This is a genomic window from Brucella anthropi (assembly GCF_046630315.1).
Taxonomy (GTDB): domain Bacteria; phylum Pseudomonadota; class Alphaproteobacteria; order Rhizobiales; family Rhizobiaceae; genus Brucella; species Brucella anthropi_A.
Genome location: NZ_LQBD01000020.1, coordinates 33,259 through 47,341, shown reverse-complemented (window position 1 = coordinate 47,341; position 14,083 = coordinate 33,259). Strand labels below are relative to the sequence as shown.

Sequence of the window (14,083 nt, the reverse complement as noted above, 5' to 3'; positions counted from 1 at the left end):
CTGGCTTTCTCTCGTGACAGTGCTCCAGTTCCTTCCCAGGTGCCGCAGGTTCCAACTGGCAAGGCCGTACAGTCGGATACGTCCCTCAAAACGGTATTATCCAAACCGGAAGCATGGGGACCGCTTGGTGGGCTGATTACCGGCATTGATGCAGTGGCTGTCCCGGATGGGCAGGGTGTCGCCTCTCATAATGCATTCGGGAAAGCGGCGGGGTGCTGGAAGTGACGCCAATGGATGATGAAGCTCGAACCGTCAATCGCATGGGTGAGCTACCAGAGAGGACGAAGGAGTTTCTCTCCAAGCTGGATGAGGACGATACAGAAACGCTGGAGGACGCCATGCAGTTCTATTCTACCGTACGTAACCTTGGCCGGCTTGGCAAATGGACGGTCCTAAACATTCTTGCCATCATCGTTGGCATTGTCTCTCCCTATGAGAACCTTCTGAAAATGTGGGGGTGGTTTCACAAATAAGGCTGTGTCGTGGGGCAAAAATCCCACGATGCAAAAAGTCCCACGAAAATCACTGTGAGACTTACAGTAAAGCCAGCAACGTATTGTTTCTGTTTTGAAATTGGCTCTCAGGGGACTTTTGCCCCAGTCAAGTGCGCTACCGGGCTGCGCTACGCTCCGAGCCGGAGAAAGCCCTAGATTATAACGACTTGGCACGCAAGGGCTAATTTGCCGAAACCGACAAATTGCACATGAGTTTGGTGCAATGTTTCAAATATCAGGAGCGCGGCCCAAAGAGGATGATGCATGTACCCGCGAATGCCATGCAGGCCCCGGCCACATCCCAGCGGTCGGGGCGGGCGCCTTCGGCAAACCAGATCCACAGGATCGAAGCGATGATATAGATGCCGCCATAGGCAGCGTAAGCGCGGCCCGCGACATTACTTTCAATGAGGGTCAGAAGAGAAGCGAACAATGCCAGGCATACCATGCCCGGCGCCAGCCAGAGCGCTGACTTGTCGAGCTTCAGCCATGCCCAGAAGGCAAAGCATCCGGCAATCTCAAACAGCGCTGCTGCGGCGTATATCGCGAATTGCACGATGCTGCTCTCCTGAATGGACTCTGGATCGAAGCGAAAGCTGATACTTGTATTCCAGCCCCGCACAACCCCAGATGATGCCGAAAAGCAGATAAAAATGGCGCCAGTGATCGGTGTCGATGACATTGCCGATCAGGACATGCCCGAGATAGGTTGCGTAGGCGACCAGAAGAAACGGCTGCCAGGGGCGGTTGCGAAACAGAAGCCTGAAGCCGATCCCGAGCGTCAGGAATGTCAGCGTCAGAAAGGCGATGAAGCCGATCCAGCCATAATCGAGCACGGCCTTTAGCCAGATATTGTGCGTGTCTTCACCGAACATGGGGCCGAATTCCAGCGGGCCGATGCCGAGCGGGTGTTGTGTGGCAAGGATCATTCCGAGCCAATGGCGCGCGAAACGTCCAAGCCGCGCACTGTCATAGCTTTGTTCCAGACGCGCGCGCTCGCGCAAGAAATCGCCGACGCCTGGAATTTGCAGGATGATCAGGATCGTGAGGATGATCGCAACGATGGCAAGAAGGCCGATTGCGATCAGGCGCAGCCGAAAGCGGTTGCTGTTGCTCTGGAGAAAAAGCACGCCGAACAATATGGCGAAGGAGAGGGGAACCATCGCCCAGGCCGCGCGCGAGAAGGACACCAGGACGCCGAGCGTGAGCAGGCAGCAGAATGGCAGATAGATCGTCACATCGCGCAAGTTCCCGCGCATGATGCGGTAGAGCGTCCAGGTCAGCGGCAATATCAGGAATGGCCCATAGACATTGGGGTCCTGAAACGCGCCTTGCGCCCGCCCGTAGCGGGTGAAGATATCGGCGCCGGGAAACAGCCCGAGATAGCCGGCAATGCCAAGGAAGGACGACAGTACGCCGACAACAAGATAGGCGTTGAAGATCACCCGCAGACGCCTGTAATCGCCTTCTATGGCAGCGGCGAAAAAGACCGATGTAAAAGCCAGAAACAGCGAAACGGCAATATAAAGCGGGGCCTTCTTCACATCGGCCATCTGCATGACGGAAATCATCCCGCCAAAATTGAACATGGCAAAAAGCGCCAGCAGCACAAGGCTGGTGCGGGTCAGCCGCAGTCCGAACAGCAAGGCCAATGCAATCAGGCCGACCATGTAAAGTTCATAAGGTGCTGGTTCGCTCATCACGAAGCCGAGCAGAAAAACGCCAAACCCGATTGCACAATTGGCGATGAGGCGGTTGAGCGCGCGTCTTCGCGCCACATCCGCCCGCAGCGCCATGGCCGGGGGCGGATTGTCGTCAAGCCTGTGCGCCGCGCCGGTCAATAGGCGTTTTCCGTATTGAGAAGCCGTATCGGCGTCAGGAACAAAATCTTAAGGTCGAGCCAGAGCGACCAGTTTTCGATGTAGTAAAGATCGAATTCCGTGCGCATGCGGATCTTGTTTTCATTGTCGATTTCACCGCGCCAACCGTTGATCTGCGCCCAGCCGGTGACACCCGGCTTTACGCGATGGCGCGCGAAATAACCGTCAACCACCTCATTATAGAGCACATTGTGCGAATGGGCGGCAACCGCATGCGGGCGCGGGCCGACGAGCGACAGGGAACCGGCCAGAACATTGAAGAACTGCGGCAGCTCGTCGATGGAAGCCTTGCGGATGAAGCGTCCGACACGCGTGACGCGAGGGTCGTTCTTGGTCACGGCCTGCTTGGCGGTCGGGTCGCACATTTCGGTATACATGGACCGGAACTTCCACACATTGATGACTTCATTGTTGAAGCCGTGCCGCTTCTGCTTGAAGATCACCGGGCCCTTGCTGTCGAGCTTGATGGCGATGGCCGTGCCCAGCATGATCGGCGACAGAAGAACGATGCCGAGGATGCTGAAGACAACGTCGAAGATGCGCTTGGCGACCGAATCCCAGTCGTTGATGGGCTTGTCGAAAATATCCAGCATCGGCACCGCGCCGACATAGGAATAGGCGCGCGGACGGAAACGCAGGTGATTGTTGAGCGCCGACAGGCGGATATCCACTGGCAGAACCCAAAGCTTCTTGAGCAGGGCCAGCACGCGCGCTTCGGCACTGATCGGCAGGGACACGATCAGCATGTCGATATGCGCGATGCGGGCAAACTCGATCAATTCGCTGATATTGCCAAGCTTTGGATAGCCGGCAATGATCGGCGGCGAGCGCTTGTCGTCCCGGTCGTCGAAGATGCCGCAGATGCGGATATCATTGTCGGGCTGCTGTTCCAGCGAGCGGATGAGCGCTTCGGCATTCGGACCGCCGCCGACGATGACGGCGCGGCGTTCCATTGTGCCATTGCGCGCCCAGCGCTTGATTTTCCAGGCGATGAACATGCGCGAAAGCAGAAGCAGTACGAAGGCGCTCAGCGCCCAATAGAGGAACCAGCCACGGGAAAAATCCGAGGAAGCCTTCATCAGGAATCCGGCAATGGCAAGCGTTCCAAGCACGGCGGCCCAGCTGATGATAAGCCGTCGCAGATAGCGTCCGGGGCTGCGCATCACATTGATCTGGTAGCCATCGTTGATTTGCATCAGCAGCACGAAAAGCGCGCCGCCCGCGACGACGATGAGCGGATAATAGAAGACGAGATGTGTTTCGATGCCCACATAAAACAGAAAGCTCGCAATGCCGGATAAGAAGACGAGCCCGAACTCCACCATGCGGATGACACCGCTCAGCATCAGCGGCGAAAACGTATCGCGCTGATATTGCTCGGCCATCCGGCGCGCCAGCGGACTGAGCTCCACCGGTACATGCGGTGTGGAATCCTGCCCCGTGCCCTGCTTTCCGCTGGCTTCTATGGCTTTGCGGCCAAAAGGAGAGAGCGCATCATTATCTCGCACAACATTGCCCCTGATCGTAAAATGTCGGCATGACAATTAGACCGACAGTTCTAAGCAGAATATAAACATCGCATGGCAAGTTTTGGACTTAGGTAAACATGCAATTAAGTCTCTGACTGGCACCGTTATTATTAGTGATAACTAAAATAACATGGCTCCTGTTCATTCTGCTACAGTATGGCCGCTGCACCCGAAACCGGATGCGACGCTTGCCTTATCCAATTATATTGCCTAGGACGGTGATATGAAACCGTTGGAAGACAAAGCTGCAAGCGGCATTTCGCCCTCGAACTATTCGGCCCATATTGCCGCCAACAGACCGGCTCTCTTTCCACTCCTGATCGGCACCAGATCGGACGATGTCATGGGGTTGCTGCGCGCCTGACGCACAGCGACCCAAAAAATCCTGATGAGAGCAATTCATGCCGCGATCTTCCGAGGTCGCGTTAACTGTTTGTTTTAATGCGCTTTATGCAAATGCCCTTCGGGCATTGCGGGGCGCGCTGGGGTTGAACATGACAATCTGGGCCGAACTGGCGAGGGCGGGCAATGATGCCGGCGATGAAATTCTGTTGCGAAAACGCGATCACATTTATGAAATCCGTTATAACGGCCTGGAATTGATGTCGAACGTCAATTTCCAGTCCGAGACTGTGCTGGCCGAAAGGTCGCTGCGCCTGCACGGCCGAAAGGTGTCGCATATGCTGATCGGCGGGCTCGGCATGGGCTTCACGCTTCGGGCCGCGCTCGACTTGCTCGGCCCCGATGCGCGCGTGACTATATGCGAGCTTGTGCCGGAGATCGTGGACTGGAACCGGACCCATATCGGTCATCTTGCCGGCCATCCGCTGTATGACCCGCGCGTCGATATCCTGGTTGCCGACGTGATGGATGTTCTGCGCGGCCAGCCCGGCCAATACGATGCCATATTGATGGACACGGATAACGGGCCGGATTTTACGGTTCGCGCGGCCAAATGGCGCCATTTACGGGGATGACGGCCTGCGGCTGGTGAAAAGGGCGCTGAAACCGAATGGCGTTGCCGCCTTCTGGTCGGCCACCGTATCGGAGCCGTTCGAAGACAAGCTGGACATGCTGCCCTGGCAATGGCGGCGCGAGGACATCTCGCTCATCGGCGGGCGCGCCGATGCCTTCCATTATATCTATTTTGCGGCGCGAAGCGGGTTTCGGTTACAATTCGACGGGGCGGTATCCGCAGCCGAACCCCTGGCTGCGATGGCGGGTTGAGGGAATATCCCTCACTCGTCCGGCGCTGCCCGGTCCGGATGCGCCTCGTAATAGATCGTCTCGATCGAGTGCGCCATGGATTGCAGGCTGAAACGCGCCCGCAACCGTGTCGGATCGGGCATTGCGGCGCGAAATGCGGCTTGGTCATCCGCAGCGCCCAGCATCCTGTCTGCAAGTGCCGCCGCCTCGGGCTCGACCAGTGCCGGGGATTGCGGCCCGAACACTTCGGGAATGCCACCGACATTGCCGGCGATGACGGGCTTTCCGGCGGCGAGCGCCTCCAGCACGATATAGGGAAATGCTTCGGCGCGCGATGGAACGACCATTGTATGCCCGAGGGCAAAGGCGTCCCGCGCCGCCATTCCGGGCAGAAAGCGAATTTGCCCGGAAACTCCAAGATCGCCGGCCAGGCTGACGAAATCGGGCTTTTCCGCGCCGTCCCCGACAAGCGTTGCGGTGAAACTGCGCCGGTGTTGGTCGCGCAGATGCGCAAGCGCGCGGATCAGAATGTCAGGTCCTTTCAGGCCGCGCATCGTGCCGACGAAAAGAAAATCGCTGGCATCGGGCGCGTCGGCGACGGGCATGAATTCGGCTTCGGTCAGGCCGTTATAAATGACGGCATGGAGGCCATGGGGCCGTCCGACCTTTTCTTCATAGATACGCTTTTCGAAGCTGGAAACGAACATCACCGCGTCGGTCAGCGGGGCCAGCATCCTTTCGACCAGAAAGACTGCACCGCCACGGCGCGTCTTTCGGTCGAAATGCAGGCTGCCGCCATGCGGTGAATAGATACGGGCTACGCGAGACCTGAAAACCCGTAGGACTGAGCCGAACAATCGCGCATAGACGCCGCCTTTGGCGCCATGCCCGTGCAATATGTCCGGCCGCAATTTCTTGACGATACGATATGCCTTGTATGCCGCCGCCGCGTCGCCCAGCCCGACATGGCGCTGCATGGCAATGCGATGAAGGCCGAGCGCGAGCTTTGGCCGCAATTCCTCCAGCAGCGCGTCTTCGCGCGGACCGCCGGTCGTTGCATCGCAGACGATGCCGACCGCGTGGCCTTTTTCCGCCTGCATGCCCACGAGATCGCGAACATGGCGAAAAAGCCCGCCGGTCGGTTCGCGGAAACAGTGAACGATGCGCAGCGCGGAGACATGGGTGTCATCAGCCATCAATCGCCATCAGAACAGACGTTCGCGCACATAGATCGTGTCGCCCGGCAGGATAGGATCGGAAATCAGCACACGGCCGGTCAGGACCTTGCCGTTGAACTGGCGCGTGATGTCGACATTCTCCTGATTGGCGCGCGGGCTGAAACCGCCGGCAGCGGCGATTGCCTTCTGCGCGGTCATGCCCGGAACATAGGAATATTGGCCGGCGGCCCCCACTTCGCCCATCACGAAGATCGGGCGATAGCGGTCGATTTCCGCGCTCACATCGGGATCGCGCAGATAGCCGCCGCGCAGCTTCGATGCGATGATGCCTTCAAGTTGCTTGGATGTCTTGCCGCGCGCCGGAATGCTGCCCACGAGCGGAAAGGCGATATAGCCGGCCTGATCGACGCTATAGGTGTTGGTGAGGCTCGGCTGCTCGAAAACCGTGATGCGCACGCGATCCCCGGCATCCAGCATATAGGGCTGGTTCAGCGCCTCATGAAAAGCGGGCGGGGCAGGGCGATAGCTGGAGCAGGCGGAAAGCGTCATGGCGGCAAGGCCGAGCGCCACGAGCACGGCATGGCCTTTGCGCTTGTTGTGGATTGTCTTCGCCGTCATCTTCCGCCTCGGTTCTTCCGAAAAGCAATAGTCTTAACGCTCGCAATCGGCGCGGCATTGCCGGCGCGATTACGAATATCGGTTGCAAGCGTTATCGATTGATTAGGGTTAATGGCTGGTAAAGAAGTACGGGTTCGGCGGAAAAACTTTGCATCTCGCCGGAGTTGGGAGCTTATCCTGTTTAACCCTCTGGTTACCTTGTTCCTTTACGGTTCCGACAGGAAAACGGGGGGCATTCCCCCACACGGGCGAGAGCGATCATGCGCACAGGCGCATTCGCAAAGCCCATGGAGAATGGGGAATGGCAGAAGTCGATCCTTTGTCAAGGGACGCAGATATCGATATCGGCGCGCTGTTCTCCAGCCTGCGCCGTCACTGGCTGTTCATTGTCGTCGGCGCGCTTCTCATGGCGGCGGTCGCATGGGCCATCTGCCTCCTCCTGACGCCGGATTATCGTGCCGAAGCCCGCATCATGATCGAGGCTCGCGAATCCGTCTATACCCGCCCCAATGGCGAGACGGCAGCCGAACGCCCCGTCTTTGACGCGGAGGGCGTGAAGAGCCAGGTGGAGGTGTTTTCATCCGGCGATCTTCTCAAGAAAGTCTCCGACGAACTCAATCTCACCGGCAATGAAGCCTTCACGACGACGCAGGTGAAGCCGTGGACCCGCGTTCTGATCTGGCTTGGCATGCGCACCGACCCCGCGCGGCTGACCCCGGAAGAACGTGTCTTGCAGAAGCTGCGCAAGAACATGCAGGCTTTTGCCGTCACCGCTTCGCGCGTCATCGTAGTGCAATATCATTCGGCAAGCCCGCAGACGGCGAAGAACGTCGCCAATGCGCTGGCCAATCAGTATATCCGGTTTCAGCAGGCCGCGAAGCTGGAATCGAACGACGATGCCACCGGCTGGCTGGCCCCTGAAATCGATGACCTGCGCAACCGTGTCCGCGATGCGGAAAAGAAGGTTGCGGATTATCGTGCCTCGCGCGGGCTCCTGACCGGGCAGAGCAACAGCACGATTGCGACACAGCAGCTTTCGGAAGTTTCCACCGACCTCACACGGGTTCGCACCGGTCGCGCTTCGGCGGAGGCAAAGGCGGAAAGCATTCGCAAGGCGCTCGACTCCGGCGTGCCCATCGACACGCTGCCGGATGTGGTGGCCTCCGGCATGATGCAGCGCCTTGCCGAAAAGCGCATCGAACTCAATGCCGAGATCGCCGATCTTTCAACGACACTTCTGGACGGTCATCCGCGCATCAAGGCATTGCGCTCGCAGCTTGCCGATCTCGACCGGCAGATCGTGATCGAAGGCCGCAAGCTCGTGGCAAGCCTCGATAATGAAGTCTCCGCGGCAAAGCTTCGGGAAGAGGAACTCAACCGCGAACTGAACCGCGTGAAGGCGCAGGCCGCGCAGGCGGGCGATCAGGAAGTTGAATTGCGCGCATTGGAGCGCGAGGCGGCGGCACAGCGCCAGCTTCTGGAAACCTATCTGACGCGCTATCGCGAAGCCGCATCGCGCACCGACCGCAATTATGTGCCGGTGGATGCGCGGGTGTTCTCTTCCGCCGATAGGCCGGCGGTGCCCTATTATCCGATGATATTGCCGATTGTCGGCGCGACCTTTGCGGCAGGCCTGCTCTTGCTGTCGATCTTCGTTCTCCTGCGGGAACTGTTCAGCGGGCGTGCTTTCGTGGTGGCGGATGGTCAAAGGGCTGCCGCTGTCGAGGAAATCGAAATGCCGGTTATCGCCGCAGCCGTTGAAGCCGCGGCGGTGCCACCATCCGGATCAGCACCTGTTGAGGCCGTTTCCGACGAAACGATTGCGGCGCGACGCCGTTCATGGACGATGCCGTTTACCGCAGGATCGTCGGTTTCCGAAACAAGGAAATCCGTGGAGGAATTTCCCATGATGAAGCAGGGTGACACCAGGCAGCGCAATCCCAACGGCGTGGCGGCGGTTGCCGATCTGCTTGCAGGCGGAAAGCTGAAGCGCATCGTGGTGGTTTCTCCCGAGGGGGATCAGGCATCGGCGGCAACGGTGCGCCTGCTGCGTGAATTCGCCGACCGGGGCAAACGCGCCATTCTGGTCGACATGACCGCGCAGGGAACTGTCGGCCTTGCCATGCTGGACGGCGCGCATCTGCCCGGTATTACGGAGCTTCTGTCCGGCGAGCGCCGCTTCAACGAGGTCATCCACAGTGACCGGTTCTCGCAGGCTCATGTCGTGCCGCTGGGCGAGGCCGATCCCGAACTTGCCATGCGCTCGGCCGATCGCCTGCCGCTCATTCTGGATGCGCTGGAAACGGTCTATGATTTCGTCGTGGTGGAATGCGGTCCGTCGTCGTCGGAACAGATCAGGCGCATCGCCGATGGACCGGCTTCCGTGGTGATGAGCATCGTCGATCCGGATGACAGGGGCGTTGCGCTCGCTGCTCTCGATCTCGATCAGGGCGGTTATGAAGATGTCGTTATTCTGATGGAAGAAACCGATTCAGGAACAACGCATTAGGCTGCGCTCCTGAATCAGCTTGCCAACGGCTTCTACCGCTTTGCCAGCCTGCTGCGCAGCCTCTTGGCAAGGCCCCACAGACGCGGATTGCGCTTGAGACTTCCGGCAATCGCATTGCGGGTTGATTGCAGCGTCGTGAAAAGCCTGCCCCTGGCGGAAAGCGGCACCAGCGTGTCATGGATCGTGCGCTCGATATCGCACCATTCGCGCTTGTACGGCTCATCCCCTATGCCGAAACTGTAGACCGAATGGCCCTCGGTGCAACTGCGGCTTATATCCTCGAAGAAGAGAAACTCGCCCGGACTGGCCGTTATCAGCTCGTCTTCCGCGATTGCGCCGAATTCAACGGTCGGTCCCGCATCGCAGAACAATTTGCCGATGATCGAGCGCACGGTCCCGCCGACTTCCAGAAAGCGCAACGCATTCAGTTCCTGCCCTTTCGCCAATCCTTCGCCGAAGAAAGCCTTGAAGAAATGGCGCACATTCTCGTCGGCAAAAGGATCGCTTATCCCCATCTTCTGGAAGCGCTGTGCCTTCATCGCAAAATAGAGGTCGAGAACCGCGTCCGATTCCGCGCGGTTTTGCGGCCCGGCAATTCTCCAGCCTCCGCTTTCTTCATAGCGGCGGCTGTGCTGGCGATGTTTTTTCAGCTTCCGCTTGCGATTGGCGCGGTCAAGCACGGCATCAAAGCCGCCACTGAGCGAAGCGGCGAGGACCGGGTTTGGATTGGGGGCTTGTCCGAGAGCAAGCAGCGGATTGGCCGCGCCTTGCAGGTCGGAAAGCTGGCGTGTCAGTGACAGCGCATCGATATCAGGCCGTGCCTTGCGGATAGCCTCGGTCAATTGCCGGACGGCTTCGGGTCCGGGAACGCCATCATATTCTTTTCGCAGCCATGGGAAATTGCAATTGGCGTGGCTTCCGCCGGGAAAGCGCGCAATTTTCGCGCCGTTCTGGCGGACGACTTCCAGTGGCACAGCCAAGATTGGACCATCGCTGTCAAAGAGCCCGGCGATAAAACTGTCGGCATTGACGAGTGCGCGCCAGTTATCAATCCACGCAAATGATTGCGGCGCGCCGTGAATGGCGGCAGCACCGGTCCAGAGCCGTTTGACCTCGCTGAAATCCGTCAGAATGCGCGCTGCAACTTCGCCCGCCATCGTCTGCAACATCCTGGAACGGGATCAGTGTTGTTTCTTGCGTGGCGGCTGCGCCATCCACCAGATGATGCCCATGGCTGGCAGAACCCACAGAATGCCGGTCACAAGAAAATAAAGGAGATGCACCCAGGCGCTCGATTGCGCGAGATGCGCCACGGCGATAATGGTCGCGAACACCGCATAGATGATGACCAGTGAAACCAGCAAGAAAGTGCCGATCAGTTTCTTCAGCCGAACGGGCATGATGCATCTCTCCTTTTCCCAGCTCATCACTACCGCGTGAGAAGGGGCAGCGAAAGGGCAAAAACGCGGCGGCATGTCGCGTGACGTCAGCTTGTAACTCAAGGATTGATGCGGCATGTATCCTTCGGCTCATAATCGAAGGGTATATGGCATGACGGCAGCAGCGGCGCAGCGTACAGGGCAGGGTTCCAGGTCATCGAAAGAGGACCGCGACCGCCGCCTTGTGCGATACTGGCTCTATGCGGTTTTCGTCGTGCTGATCGCCATCGTCATGGTCGGCGGCGCCACCCGCATGACGGGGTCGGGCCTTTCCATCACCGAATGGAAGCCCATTCACGGCGTCATTCCGCCGCTTAACCATGCCGAATGGGTGGAAGAGTTCGACAAGTATCGCCAGATCCCGCAATACCAGCAGATCAACAAGGGCATGTCGCTGGAAGAATTCCAGTACATCTTCTGGTGGGAATGGGCGCACCGCCTGCTGGCCCGCTTCGTGGGCTTTCTCGTTGCGGTTCCGCTGGCCTTTTTCTGGGTGACGGGGCGTCTCAAGGGCGGCCTCAAATATCGTATGCTGGGCCTGCTCGCGCTTGGCGGCCTGCAAGGCGCCATCGGCTGGTGGATGGTCGCTTCCGGCCTCAGCGAGCTTACCAGCGTCAGCCAGTATCGTCTGGCGATCCACCTGACGACGGCCTGTATCATCATAACGGCGGTATTCTATATCGCGCGCGGGCTTGTCACCTATAGCGAGCGACCGGCGGACAGGTCCATCCAGCGCTTTGCCGGATGGATCGTATTCGCGGTTCTGGTGCAGATTTATCTAGGCGGTCTGGTGGCCGGACTTCACGCCGGTCTGACCTATAATACATGGCCGCTGATGGATGGTGCCATCATCCCGTCCGATCTGTTCATCCAGTCGCCCTGGTGGCGCAACCTGTTCGAAAACCCGAAAACGGTGCAGTTCGTGCACCGCATGTTCGCCTATACGGTTTTGGTTCTGGCCGTCCTGCATTCCTTGCAGGTCTGGAAACAGGCCCCCGGCACCACCCATGCGCGCCGCACGATTGTTCTGGTTGCTCTCATTCTCGTGCAGGCCATCATCGGCATTGCGACGCTTTTGATGAGCGTTCCGCTGCATCTGGGCCTGACGCACCAGTTCTTCGCGCTGGTCGTGCTGGCCTTCGCGGTGGCGCACTGGCGCGCAACCAAGGGTGCTTATGCCGCATAAAGCAAAGCCCGGCTGCGTTTTTGCGCTGCCGGGCTGAAAACCGGGTATATTGGGCTTATCTGCCAAGCATGAGGTTCATGTTCTGGACGGCTGCGCCCGATGCACCCTTGCCGAGATTGTCGAGCAGCGCCACCAGATTGACCTCACCGTCGCCTTCGGTGCCGAAAACGAAAAGCTTCATGCCGTCCTTGCCTGCGAGTTCCTCCGCATCGACGCGCGGAAGTTTCGCGCTTTCCTCAAGCGGCACGACCTCGACAATATCCTGACCGGCATAATGCTCCGTCAGTGCTGCATGAACCTTGGCAAGCGACGGTGATCCTTCGAGTTCGCTCAGGAACAGCGGAACCTGCACGATCATGCCCTGCGGGAAGCGCCCGACGCTGGGCGAAAAGATCGGACGGCGATCCAGACGGCCATGCAATTGCAGTTCGGGCACATGCTTGTGCCTGAGCGGAAGGCCATAGAGGAAGTTGTTTGCCGCCAGATAATCCGGATTGTTCCTGTCCTCCATCTGGGCGATGAGCTGCTTGCCGCCGCCCGTATAGCCGGAAACCGCATTGACGCTCACCGGATAATCGGCAGGCAGCAGGCCCGCATCGCGCAGCGGGCGCACAAGCGCAATCGCGCCTGTCGGGTAGCAGCCCGGATTGGCAACGAGGCGCGCCTCGGCAATGCGTTCACGCTGGCCCTTGGCCAGTTCCGCAAAGCCATAGGCCCAGTCCGGGTGCACGCGATGGGCGGTCGAGGTGTCGATGATGCGGGTGGAGTTATGGCCTTCGAGCAGGGAAACCGCTTCCCTGGAGGCATCGTCCGGCAGGCATAGGATCGCAATATCGGCAGCGCGCAGATAGTCGGCGCGCAAGTCCTTGTTGCGCCGCTCGGCTTCCGGGATGGAAATCACCTCAAGATCGTCGCGCGCGGCCAGACGGGTGCGGATTTGCAGGCCGGTGGTGCCGTGTTCGCCATCGATGAAGATTTTCGGTTTCATGCGTTTTGCCTTTGAATTCAGAAAGTTGCGACGATATTCGGAATCAGTTTTCGAGCTGCTTGAATCAATCTATGAACAAGCGTGACGCTTCATCGTCGTTCTTTCCGTTCGGCCAGAAGGCCCAGATAGTACATTGCGATCGTCGCTCCCGCGATGGCTGTTATATCGGCATGGTCATAGGCCGGTGCAACCTCGACCACATCGGCGCCCACAAAGTCAAGAGCCGTCAGCTTGCGCAGGACAGACAGCATCTTTGCCGAGGAAGGTCCACCTGCGACCGGCGTGCCGGTTCCAGGCGCAAAAGCCGGATCGAGACAGTCGATGTCGAAGGTCAGATAGGTTTTCCGTCCATTGGTGCGCTTCAGGATTGCATCGGCAATCGCCGCCGCCGGCATATCCTCGACCTCATGGCCATAAATGATCCTGACGCCGCAATCTTCCGGTGCATGCGTGCGGATGCCGATCTGGATCGAATGGTCGGGATCGATGATGCCGTCACGCACCGCGCGGGCCACGAAGGAGCCGTGGTCGATCCGCTTGCCATCATCGAACCATGTATCCTGATGCGCATCGAACTGGACCAGCGCCAGCGGACCATATTTCGCGGCATGGGCCTTGAGAAGCGGCCATGTGATGAAATGATCGCCGCCGAGCGTCAGCAGGAATGCATCGGATTTCAGGATTTTTGCCGCTTCGCGCTCGATAGTGGCTGGGGTCTTATAGTGATTGCCATAGTCGAGCAGGCAGTCGCCATAATCGATGACGGCGAGATTCTCGAAAAGGTCGCGCTCGAACGGATATTGCGGGTCATTGTCGAAGATTGCCGATGCCCGCCGGATCGCCTGCGGGCCGAAGCGCGCGCCGGGCCGGTTGGAGACGGCGGCATCGAAGGGAATGCCCCAGACAACCGCTTCCGCGCCCTTCAGCGACTTCGTGTACACGCGCCGCATGAAGGACTGCACGCCCGCATGGGTCGGGTCCGTGGCTGCGCTTGTCAGGCTGCGGGCAGTGATCGCGTGGTCGATGGTCTTTGAGGGCATGGCCGCTTCCCCGATG

15 protein-coding genes and 1 pseudogene are annotated in these 14,083 nt (G+C 59.0%); 7 read left to right on the top strand and 9 right to left on the bottom strand.

Going from position 1 to position 14,083, the window contains the following annotated elements:
• Both AVM02_RS12145 and AVM02_RS12140 read left to right on the top strand, forming a co-directional pair.
• Window positions 1-225: pseudogene (locus tag AVM02_RS12145) on the top strand (hypothetical protein); the annotation flags it as partial.
• The gene (locus tag AVM02_RS12140; RefSeq protein WP_411507205.1) at window positions 213-473 is read left to right on the top strand and encodes a hypothetical protein; all 261 of its coding nucleotides are present in this window, start codon (window positions 213-215) and stop codon (window positions 471-473) included. The pseudogene AVM02_RS12145 and the gene AVM02_RS12140, both read left to right, overlap by 13 nt.
• A 256-nt stretch (window positions 474-729) precedes the next feature.
• Here the strand turns inward: AVM02_RS12140 and AVM02_RS12135 are convergent, their stop codons facing one another.
• Genes AVM02_RS12135 through AVM02_RS12125 form a run of 3 tightly spaced genes read right to left on the bottom strand, consistent with a single transcriptional unit; the run spans window position 730 to window position 3,882 of the window.
• Entirely contained in the window at window positions 730-1,050 is a 321-nt protein-coding gene (locus AVM02_RS12135; protein WP_411507204.1) for a YnfA family protein, read from the bottom strand.
• Window positions 1,013-2,335: an O-antigen ligase family protein gene (locus AVM02_RS12130; protein ID WP_411507203.1), complete on the bottom strand. Its 1,323-nt coding sequence runs from the start codon at window positions 2,333-2,335 to the stop codon at window positions 1,013-1,015. The genes AVM02_RS12135 and AVM02_RS12130 overlap by 38 nt, the downstream gene beginning before the upstream one ends.
• The gene (locus AVM02_RS12125) at window positions 2,332-3,882 is read right to left on the bottom strand and encodes an undecaprenyl-phosphate glucose phosphotransferase (protein WP_411507202.1); all 1,551 of its coding nucleotides are present in this window, start codon (window positions 3,880-3,882) and stop codon (window positions 2,332-2,334) included. Before AVM02_RS12125 ends, AVM02_RS12130 begins: the two co-directional genes overlap by 4 nt.
• A 244-nt stretch (window positions 3,883-4,126) precedes the next feature.
• Here AVM02_RS12125 and AVM02_RS12120 point away from each other — a divergent pair, with 244 nt between their 5' ends.
• The 3 genes from AVM02_RS12120 to AVM02_RS12110 all read left to right on the top strand — a co-directional run bounded on the left by AVM02_RS12120 (window position 4,127) and on the right by AVM02_RS12110 (window position 5,130).
• Window positions 4,127-4,267 (top strand): hypothetical protein, encoded by a 141-nt coding sequence (locus tag AVM02_RS12120; protein ID WP_411507201.1) that lies wholly within the window; start codon window positions 4,127-4,129, stop codon window positions 4,265-4,267.
• Between the two features lie 130 nt (window positions 4,268-4,397).
• Complete coding sequence (locus tag AVM02_RS12115) at window positions 4,398-4,880, top strand: hypothetical protein (RefSeq protein ID WP_411507200.1); 483 nt, start codon at window positions 4,398-4,400, stop codon at window positions 4,878-4,880.
• 13 nt (window positions 4,881-4,893) lie between these two features.
• Entirely contained in the window at window positions 4,894-5,130 is a 237-nt protein-coding gene (locus AVM02_RS12110; protein ID WP_411507199.1) for a hypothetical protein, read from the top strand.
• A gap of 11 nt (window positions 5,131-5,141) precedes the next feature.
• Here the strand turns inward: AVM02_RS12110 and AVM02_RS12105 are convergent, their stop codons facing one another.
• Together AVM02_RS12105 and AVM02_RS12100 are read right to left on the bottom strand one after the other, a co-directional pair.
• Complete coding sequence (locus AVM02_RS12105) at window positions 5,142-6,305, bottom strand: glycosyltransferase (protein ID WP_411507198.1); 1,164 nt, start codon at window positions 6,303-6,305, stop codon at window positions 5,142-5,144.
• A gap of 9 nt (window positions 6,306-6,314) precedes the next feature.
• Window positions 6,315-6,905: a polysaccharide biosynthesis/export family protein gene (locus AVM02_RS12100; protein ID WP_411507197.1), complete on the bottom strand. Its 591-nt coding sequence runs from the start codon at window positions 6,903-6,905 to the stop codon at window positions 6,315-6,317.
• A 301-nt stretch (window positions 6,906-7,206) separates the two neighbouring features.
• On the opposite strand from AVM02_RS12100, the gene AVM02_RS12095 reads away from it, so the two are divergent.
• Window positions 7,207-9,414 carry a GumC family protein gene (locus tag AVM02_RS12095; RefSeq protein ID WP_411507196.1) on the top strand — a complete coding sequence of 736 codons (2,208 nt, stop codon included), beginning with the start codon at window positions 7,207-7,209 and terminating at the stop codon, window positions 9,412-9,414.
• A gap of 32 nt (window positions 9,415-9,446) precedes the next feature.
• Here AVM02_RS12095 and AVM02_RS12090 read toward each other — a convergent pair whose 3' ends face one another.
• Window positions 9,447-10,571 (bottom strand): GNAT family N-acetyltransferase, encoded by a 1,125-nt coding sequence (locus tag AVM02_RS12090; protein ID WP_411507195.1) that lies wholly within the window; start codon window positions 10,569-10,571, stop codon window positions 9,447-9,449.
• Between the two features lie 24 nt (window positions 10,572-10,595).
• Window positions 10,596-10,814, bottom strand: a complete 219-nt coding sequence (locus AVM02_RS12085; RefSeq protein ID WP_411507194.1) for a DUF2842 domain-containing protein — start codon at window positions 10,812-10,814, stop codon at window positions 10,596-10,598.
• A gap of 151 nt (window positions 10,815-10,965) precedes the next feature.
• Between AVM02_RS12085 and AVM02_RS12080 the strand changes: the two genes are divergently transcribed.
• Window positions 10,966-12,039 (top strand): COX15/CtaA family protein, encoded by a 1,074-nt coding sequence (locus AVM02_RS12080; protein WP_411507193.1) that lies wholly within the window; start codon window positions 10,966-10,968, stop codon window positions 12,037-12,039.
• A 55-nt stretch (window positions 12,040-12,094) separates the two neighbouring features.
• On the opposite strand, the gene argC is transcribed toward AVM02_RS12080, so the two are convergent.
• Complete coding sequence (argC, locus tag AVM02_RS12075; RefSeq protein ID WP_411507192.1) at window positions 12,095-13,027, bottom strand: N-acetyl-gamma-glutamyl-phosphate reductase; 933 nt, start codon at window positions 13,025-13,027, stop codon at window positions 12,095-12,097.
• Window positions 13,028-13,116: 89 nt separating this feature from the next.
• Window positions 13,117-14,067: an agmatinase gene (speB, locus tag AVM02_RS12070; RefSeq protein ID WP_411507191.1), complete on the bottom strand. Its 951-nt coding sequence runs from the start codon at window positions 14,065-14,067 to the stop codon at window positions 13,117-13,119.
• Between the last annotated feature and the right edge of the window lie 16 nt (window positions 14,068-14,083).